This is a genomic window from Kitasatospora sp. NPDC094016, from assembly GCF_040304045.1.
Classification (GTDB): domain Bacteria; phylum Actinomycetota; class Actinomycetes; order Streptomycetales; family Streptomycetaceae; genus Kitasatospora.
In genome coordinates this window covers 21,117-28,896 of record NZ_JBEOUK010000067.1, presented here as the reverse complement: position 1 = coordinate 28,896, position 7,780 = coordinate 21,117, and the positions used below count along the sequence as shown (strand labels likewise).

General features: G+C 73.2%; 7 protein-coding genes and 1 pseudogene. 7 read left to right on the top strand and 1 reads right to left on the bottom strand.

The genetic code is table 11. The features are described 5' to 3' along the window. From ABT015_RS35860 to ABT015_RS35850, 3 genes and pseudogenes are all read left to right on the top strand, one after another. Positions 1-201 (top strand): annotated as a pseudogene (locus ABT015_RS35860) (NmrA family transcriptional regulator); the annotation flags it as partial. A gap of 181 nt (positions 202-382) precedes the next feature. Next, the gene (locus ABT015_RS35855) at positions 383-976 is read left to right on the top strand and encodes an anthrone oxygenase family protein (protein ID WP_063350756.1); all 594 of its coding nucleotides are present in this window, start codon (positions 383-385) and stop codon (positions 974-976) included. Between the two features lie 198 nt (positions 977-1,174). Further along, a complete protein-coding gene (locus tag ABT015_RS35850) occupies positions 1,175-1,879 on the top strand; it encodes a polysaccharide deacetylase family protein (RefSeq protein ID WP_350886908.1) in 705 nt (234 codons plus the stop codon). Between the two features lie 88 nt (positions 1,880-1,967). Here the strand turns inward: ABT015_RS35850 and ABT015_RS35845 are convergent, their stop codons facing one another. Continuing rightward, a complete protein-coding gene (locus tag ABT015_RS35845; protein ID WP_350886906.1) occupies positions 1,968-2,462 on the bottom strand; it encodes an anthrone oxygenase family protein in 495 nt (164 codons plus the stop codon). 156 nt (positions 2,463-2,618) lie between these two features. Between ABT015_RS35845 and ABT015_RS35840 the strand changes: the two genes are divergently transcribed. The 4 genes from ABT015_RS35840 to ABT015_RS35825 all read left to right on the top strand — a co-directional run bounded on the left by ABT015_RS35840 (position 2,619) and on the right by ABT015_RS35825 (position 7,772). Further along, positions 2,619-3,626, top strand: coding sequence for an AraC family transcriptional regulator (locus ABT015_RS35840; protein WP_350886904.1), 1,008 nt, complete (start codon positions 2,619-2,621; stop codon positions 3,624-3,626). 171 nt (positions 3,627-3,797) lie between these two features. Further along, complete coding sequence (locus ABT015_RS35835; protein ID WP_350886901.1) at positions 3,798-4,958, top strand: SGNH/GDSL hydrolase family protein; 1,161 nt, start codon at positions 3,798-3,800, stop codon at positions 4,956-4,958. An 88-nt stretch (positions 4,959-5,046) separates the two neighbouring features. Then, on the top strand, positions 5,047-5,655 hold the full coding sequence (locus tag ABT015_RS35830; protein WP_350886898.1) for a hypothetical protein: 609 nt from the start codon (positions 5,047-5,049) through the stop codon (positions 5,653-5,655). 146 nt (positions 5,656-5,801) lie between these two features. Further along, the gene (locus tag ABT015_RS35825) at positions 5,802-7,772 is read left to right on the top strand and encodes a LamG-like jellyroll fold domain-containing protein (protein ID WP_350886895.1); all 1,971 of its coding nucleotides are present in this window, start codon (positions 5,802-5,804) and stop codon (positions 7,770-7,772) included. The last annotated feature ends 8 nt before the right edge of the window (positions 7,773-7,780 follow it).

Here is a 7,780-nt window from a genome sequence, read left to right as displayed (position 1 = left end):
GAGGCGGTGTCGGAGGCGGCGTACCGGGGGGTGTTGGAGGAGGCGGGTCTGCCGGGGGACTTCGCGGAGTTGTTCTCGGTGATCCTGGACGGTCGTAACGCTTCGTTGGGGGACGGGGTGCGGCGGGCGTTGGGGCGTGAGCCGCGGGACTTCGCCGACTTCGCCCGCGAGGCCGCCGCGTCCGGGGTCTGGGACGTGTGAGCCGCCCACCGTGCCGCACAACTAGCAGGTCAGTCAGTCTCGTTGATCGTCGGTGCCGGGCCTCGCCGACTTCCTGACCGTCCATCCGGGTCGAACCCGGGAGCGGTACGGAAGCCGGTGCCCGGGCACCGTGGTGGCCCCCGCGCTGGGCGGGGGCCGGGGAGAAATCGAAGGATTACCGATGCGCTCGAACCAGACCGCGACTCCAGCTTCCTACTCCGCTCCATCCTCCTTCGGCGGCCTCGCGCCGGGCGCCTCGGCGGCCCCCGCCGCACGGAGCAAGGCCGCCGGGCCCGTCCTGGCGGGCGCCACCATCGCGATGGGCCTGATGGCGGGCCTGTTCTTCGCCTTCGACGTGTCCGTGATGCCGGGCCTCGCGGCGGGCGACGACCGGACGTACGTCACGGCGATGCAGCACATCAACAAGTCGATCGAGAACGGGATGTTCGGCCTGGTCTTCGTCGGCGCCTTCGTGGCGACGGGCGTGGCGGCCTGGCTCCAGCACAAGGCCGGGCGCCGGCAGGCGGCGCTGTGGGCCGCCGGGGCGACGGTGCTCTACGTGGTGGCCCTGATGGTCACCATGGGCGTCAACATCCCGCTCAACAACCAGCTGGCGCAGGCCGGTGACCCGTCCCAGATCACCGACTTCGCGGGCGTGCGCGCCAAGTTCGAGGGCACCTGGGTGGCCACCAACATGCTCCGCACGCTGCTCTGCACGGGCGGCCTGGCGGCCCTGACCCGGGCGCTGGTCCTGCATGGCCGCGCCTCACGCTGAACGGCCTGCCCCCGCAACGGGGTTGCCGCCCCTGGTGGATCCCCACCGGGGGCGGTCGCCGTGCCCGGCCTGTTCCCGCCGCTGGTCAACCCGCCGAGCGGCTGGCCGAATTCACCCCCGGCCGGTCGCGGCCGCGGCGCCCTCCGGCGCAGACTGGTCGGTACAGGGCGGTTCCGGCACCAGGGGCAGGGGGCAGGCATGGCCGTACATTCCGGCAGGCGCAGGGCGGTTGGGCGGATTCGGACCGCGATCGGTGCACTCGCCGTCGCCCTGGTGGCGGGAGCGGCGGTCGGGGTGCCGGCCGCGCCCGCCGAGGCGGCGGGCGCCAAGGCCGACAAAGGAGGAAAGGTCGTCTACCTCACCTTCGACGACGGCCCCAGCCCCACGTACACGCCGAGGATCCTCGGGATCCTCGCCCGCTACGGCGTGCGCGCGACGTTCTTCGAGATCGGGCAGAACGTCGCCGCCCATCCGGCGCTCACCGGGCAGGTCGCCCGGGCCGGTCACAGCGTGCAGAACCACTCCTGGTCGCACCCGGACCTGCGCCGGCTCTCCGCCTCCGCCGTCAACGCCCAGGTGGCGAACACGGACAAGGCGATCCGGGCCCAGACCGGCCGCACCCCGAGCTGCCTGCGCCCGCCCTACGGTTCGGTCAACGGCGCGGTGCGCTCGCGCGCGGCGGCGCTCGGCAAGCAGGTCGTGCTGTGGTCGGTGGACCCGACCGACTGGTCCCGGCCGGGAACGGCGGCCATCCAGTCCCGGGTGCTGAAGAACGTCCGCCCGGGCTCGGTGATCCTGCTGCACGACGGCGGCGGAGACCGCAGCCAGACCGCCGCCGCGCTTCCGACGATCCTCTCCACCCTCAAGGCGCGCGGGTACACCTTCGGGGCCCTCTGCGGCTAGGGCGTGACCCGCCCCGGATACGCCTTCGAACTCCCGCGCGCGTCGCGGGAGTTCGAAGGCGTATCCGGGGGCCCGGCCGGGCGCGGGGTCAGGACTGGCCGTGCAGGATCAGCGCCCAGGCGAGGCAGGCGACGGCGGCGGTGCAGAGCAGGGCGCGCAGCACGTTGAAGCGGACCCAGCGGGCTTCGAAGCGCCCCCGGACCGCGGCCGGGTCGGTGATGCGCCTGGGCTCGCCGCCGGCGGCGAGTTCGTCGTTGAGCGGGATGTTGACGGAGCGGGTGACGCCGATCGCGGCGATGTAGAGCACCAGGGCGGCGACGGTGGCGGGAAGCGCGTGGTGGCCGTCGGAGGGCAGGTGGAGGGCGACGGCGGCGCCGGTGGTGAGGAGGGCGCCGACGAAGCCGAGGACGAACCAGCCGTTCAGGATGGCCACGTTGATGCGCTGCATGACCTCGATGAAGGTGCGGTCCTCGACCCGCGCGAGCGCGGGCATGACCGAGCACGCGAACGCGTAGAACAACCCGGCGGTCAGTCCACAGGTGACGGTGGCCGCCACCAGTGCGAGTGTGCGTGCCAGTTCCATCTTCGTAGCCCCTCACTGTCTCTGCGTATCTGCGTATCGGTTCGTCCCCCGTGCGCCGATCATCCGGCATCCGGGCCGCTCGGGCCACCTCGACCACTCAAGACCCTCTCAAATGACGAACCGTCAAATAATGTCTTGCCGTCTACACTTGGGCCCATGGACACTCTGACGGGACTCCTCGACGGCCCCAAGGCCCGCGGCGCGTTCCTGCTGCGCTCGATCCTCACCCCGCCGTGGTCGCTGCGGATCGAGGACCGGGCCCCGCTGTCGGTGGTGACGATGGTCCGCGGCGAGGCCTGGATCCTGCCCGAGCGCGGCACGCCGCTGCTGCTGCACCCCGGCGACGTGGCGATCGTCCGCGGCCCGGAGCCGTACACGGTGGCGGACGACCCCGACACCCCCGTGGACGTGATCGTCGGCCCCGGCCAGGTCTGCACGCGCGGCGGTGTGGACGTCTCCGAAGTGATGTCGCTCGGCGTCCGGACCTGGGGGCAGGGCCGGGAGGGCGACCAGGCGTCCTCGGTGGTCCTGTCCGGCACCTACCAGGCCGAGCACGAGATCGGCCAGCGCCTGCTCGCCTGCCTGCCCGCCCTGCTGGTCCGCCCGGCGGGCACCGGCGCCGACGACACCCTGGTGCACCTGCTGGCCGCCGAGATAGGGCGCAACGAGCCCGGTCAGGAACTGGTCCTGGACCGCATCCTGGACCTGCTGGTCGTCTCCGTCCTGCGCTCCTGGCTCGCCGCCCCCGACTCCGGCGCCCCGGCCTGGTACCGCGCCCAGCACGACGCCGTCGTCGGGCCGGTGCTGCGGCTGATGCACGACGACCCGGCCACCGCCTGGACGGTCGCCGACCTCGCCCAGCGGGTCGGGGTGTCGCGGGCGGGCCTGGCCCGCCGCTTCACCGGCCTGGTCGGCGAACCGCCGATGGCCTACCTGGCGGGTTGGCGGCTGGCCGTCGCCGCCGACCTGTTGCGCGAACCCGAGTGCACCGTCGCCTTCGCGGCCCGCAAGGTCGGCTACAGCAACGCCTTCGCCCTCTCGGCGGCCTTCAAGCGCGTCCGCGGCGTCAGCCCGCAGGAGCACCGCCGCCTCGCCGCGACCGGCGCCCCGGCCCAGCAGGCCGGCTTCTCCGGCCCGGCGGAGACGGTCATCCTGGCGGGCTGACGCTGTGGCCGCGGCCGCCGCCGACAGCCACGACCTGGGAATCCGGGACGGGGAATCCAATGCCGTAATCCCATTTGCCTAAACTCATTAGGCAATCCCATACTGACTATAGCCGGACGGCAGAAAGCACATGGCACGGGCAGGGCCCGCACGGAACGCGATGGAACAGCGATGAACACCTCTTTCACCACCCCCGTCACCGAGGCCCTGCTGCACGGCCACCTCGACGTCGAGCACACCGGACGCGGCCTGCTGCCGCACCGCCTGCCCGCTCGGGCCCGCCGGCAGATCCCCGACGAGCAACTCGCGATCGCCGAGTCCCAGCCCACCGGCGTCCGGCTGGCCTTCCGCACCCGGGCCACCGCGATCGACCTGCACGCCGTCCCGACCAAGCGGGCCTACGTGGGCGTGCCCACCCCGCCCGACGGGGTGTACGACCTCCTCGTCGACGGGCAGTTGGCGGCGCAGACCACGGTGTCCGGCGGCAACCTGCGCACCATCGACATGGTCACCGGCCGCGTCGAGCTGACCCAGGGCCCGCCCGGCACCGCCCGGTTCACCGGTCTGCCCGCACGGGACAAGACCGTCGAGATCTGGCTCCCGCACACCGAGACCACCGAACTCCTCGCCCTCGACACCGACGCCCCCGTCACCCCGGTCCCGGCCGGCACCCGCCGTCGCTGGCTGCACCACGGCAGCTCGATCAGCCACGGCTCCAACGCCACCCACCCGACCGGTACCTGGCCCGCCCTGGCGGCGGCCGCGGCCGGCGTCGACCTGGTCAACCTCGGCTTCGGCGGCAGCGCCCTGCTCGACCCGTTCACCGCCCGCGCCATCCGCGACGCCCCCGCCGACCTGATCAGCCTGAAGATCGGCATCAACCTCGTCAACGCCGACGTGATGCGCCTGCGCGCCTTCGTCCCGGCGGTGCACGGCTTCCTCGACACCGTCCGCGAAGGGCACCCGGCCACGCCGCTGCTCGTCGTCTCCCCGATCCTCTGCCCGATCCAGGAGGACACCCCGGGGCCCCTCGTCGTCGACTTCAGCACCGGGGCGCTGCGCTTCCGGGCCACCGGCGACCCGGCCGAGACCGCGGCGGGCCGCCTCACCCTCACCGTCATCCGGACCGAACTCGCCCGCATCGTCGCCGCCCGCGCCGCCGACGGCGACCTCAACCTGCACTACCTGGACGGCTGTTCGCTCTACGGCCAGGCCGACCACGACGACCACCCGCTCCCCGACGACCTGCACCCGGACCAGGCCGGCCACCACCGCATCGCCGAGCACTTCACCCGCCTCGCCTTCGGAGACACCGGCCCGTTCGCGGACTGACCCGCCCGCCGCCGCCCTCGTGCGCGACAATCATCCAATGATCGCGGGGCAACGGGCCGAGGGCCAACGACCGAGGGGGAGAAGGCAGATGAGGCACACCTGGAGCAGGACGGCCACCGGCCTGGCGGCGGCCGTGACGGCGCTGGCGCTCGCCGGCTGCGGATCGACGAGCGCACCGAGCAACGCACCGAGCAACGCATCACACACCGAATCCCGCGCGCCCGGCCAGGCCGGGGCCGAGGCCCTGGCCCGTCACGACCGGCTCTTCCCCGAGGTCGCGGCGAAATGCGCGGGCGTCGCCGCCACACCGCCGTCCGCCCCGGCCGCCGCCCCCACGGGCGACGGCGGTACCTGGGCCGACAAGTACGCGGAGAACCACGCCTACAAACAGACCGTCAGGCTCCTCGCCGACGCCCAGTGCCGCGGCGAGGCCCACGCGGCACGGATCGCGGACGCCCTGCGGCCCGCCGGCACGTCGGCCGTCCTCGACGAAGCCGGCCTCCGCGCGGCCCTCCAGCGCCTCGGCTACCCCGCCGAGCTGGTCAACGTCCGCACCTCCACTGGCGCCCCCGGATTCGACCTCGAAATCCCCGAAGCCATCTTGTGCGTCAGTGGCCTGCTGACCTCCCCGCCCGACGTCCACCCGCACGGCATGTACCTGGACGGCGGCTGCACCGAACCCAAGGGCGGCCACTGACCCGGCAGCAGAAGCCGGGCGGGGAGCAGCGGCCCGCGGGGGACGTTCCCCGGGCGTTCACCGTGCGGAGGCCGGCCGTCCGGTCGGTGGTCCGCGTCGTGCCCCTAACGTCGCGATCACCGCGCACGGCCCGAGGAGCTGCCCCGATGAACCACCATCAGAACGACCTGCCCCACGACGACCACGGGTCGAGCTGCCCGCGGACCGTCGGGTTCGACTCCGACGCGCCGGCGGCGGCCGGACGCCGCGCCTTCCTGCGCGCGACGGGTCTGGTCGGCGCCGGGCTGGCGGTCCTCGGGGCGGGTTCCACGGCGACGGCGGCGGCGGCGGACGAGCCCGCCACGGCCGACGCCTTCGGCGCGCCCGCCGCCGCGGACGACGGCCGGGGCGCCTGGGATCCCGACCCGGACGGCCCCCGCTTCTCCCTGGCGGTGATGCCCGACACCCAGTACCTCTTCGACGACGACCGGATCCACCCCGCCCCGCTGGAGGCCTCGCTGCGCCACGTGCTGGACGGCAGTGACGAGAACTTCGTCTTCCTCGCGCACCTGGGCGACGTCACCCAGAACGGCAAGGCCGAGGAGTTCGCCGCCGCGGGCAAGGCCTTCACCCTCCTCGACCGCCACGGCGCGGCCTACAGCGTCCTGGCCGGAAACCACGACGTCGGCTCGGGCAGCGACGACCAGCGCGGCCGGACGGCCTACCTGGACACCTTCAACCCGGCCCGGTTCGCCCGCTCGGCGACCTTCAAGGGCGCCAGCCCGGACGGCTACAACACCTACCACCTGTTCCGGGGAGCAGGCCGGGACTGGATGGTGCTCTCGCTGGACTGGCGGCTGTCCGACCGCGGCTTCGCCTGGGCGAACTCGGCCATCGCCCAGCACCCGACCGTGCCGGTCATCCTCACCACCCACGACCTCGCCTACGCCGACGACGGCGGCGCCGCCCAGCTGTCCGACCACGGGCACGCCCTCTGGGACAGGCTGATCAGCGGCAACGACCAGATCTTCCTCACCCTGAACGGCCACTACTGGCCGCCCGGCAGCACCACGCTGACCAACAAGGCCGGCCACGACGTCCACGTCCACATCACCAACTACCAGAACCGCTACTACGGCGGCGCGGCGATGATCCGCGCCTACCGCTTCGACCTGGACCGCAACACCATCGACGTGCGGACGTACTCGCCCTGGATCCAGCAGCTGGCCGCCGAGAAGGTCAACCGCCTCGCCAGCGAGGAGATCGAGCTGACCGGCCCGGTGGACAGCTTCTCGGTGCAGGTGGACTTCGCGCGGCGGTTCGCCGGCTTCGCCCCGGTCCCGGCCCGCCCGGCGCGCCCCGCGCGTCAGCTGACGATCCCGGGCACGGTCGCCTACTGGCGCTTCGACGGCGGACGGCCGGACGGCAGCGCCGTCGCCGACTCCCAGGTCGTCAAGGACCTGAGCGGTCACGGCAACGACCTCGTCAAGCAGACCGCCCCGGGCAGCCCGGCCGGGACGCTCACCTGGTCCACCGAGTCGCACCCCGACCAGCCCGGCCGCGGCAGCCTCTGCTTCGCGGGCCGGGGCAAGCCGGTCCAGGGCGCCTACCTGCAGACCGTCGCCAAGGCCCCGATGAACGCCGACACCTTCCAGCAGGGCTACACCTTCGAGGCGTTCTTCAAGCTGCCGGCCGACTGGGACGCGGGCCGCAACGCCTGGACGGCGCTGCTCAGCCGCTGGGGCACGAGCGGGGAGGCGGGGAAGAGCGGCCCCGAAACCGACCCGCAGGAGCCGGTCGCCACGCTCAGCCTGTCCGGCGGGCGGGAACTGCAGTGGTGCGTCTACCCGACCAACCTGAGCGGTCCCGTCACCAACTGGGGCCACGAACTCCCGCTCGGCGCCTGGTGGCACGTCGCGGTCGTCAACAACAGGCGGCTCACCCGGATGTACGTGAACGGCTGCGAGGTCGTCCGCAACCCCTCGACGCCGTCCGAGGGCCTCAGCACCCTCGGCCACCCCTGGCTGCTCGGCGGCTACGGGTACGGCGGCGCGCTCAACCAGGTCTTCCACGGCTGGATCGGCGACGTCCGCGTGGTCGACCGCCCCCTGCCGGTCCGGGACTTCATGATCTCCTGACACCCCCG

Bases quoted from the DNA above. Each gene is read 5' to 3' on its own strand.
- ABT015_RS35855 (WP_063350756.1), top strand. From the start codon at position 383: ATGCGCTCGAACCAGACCGCGACTCCAGCTTCCTACTCCGCTCCATCC.
- ABT015_RS35825 (WP_350886895.1), top strand. From the start codon at position 5,802: ATGAACCACCATCAGAACGACCTGCCCCACGACGACCACGGGTCGAGC.
- ABT015_RS35845 (WP_350886906.1), bottom strand. From the start codon at position 2,462: ATGGAACTGGCACGCACACTCGCACTGGTGGCGGCCACCGTCACCTGT.
- ABT015_RS35835 (WP_350886901.1), top strand. From the start codon at position 3,798: ATGAACACCTCTTTCACCACCCCCGTCACCGAGGCCCTGCTGCACGGC.
- ABT015_RS35850 (WP_350886908.1), top strand. From the start codon at position 1,175: ATGGCCGTACATTCCGGCAGGCGCAGGGCGGTTGGGCGGATTCGGACC.
- ABT015_RS35830 (WP_350886898.1), top strand. From the start codon at position 5,047: ATGAGGCACACCTGGAGCAGGACGGCCACCGGCCTGGCGGCGGCCGTG.
- ABT015_RS35840 (WP_350886904.1), top strand. From the start codon at position 2,619: ATGGACACTCTGACGGGACTCCTCGACGGCCCCAAGGCCCGCGGCGCG.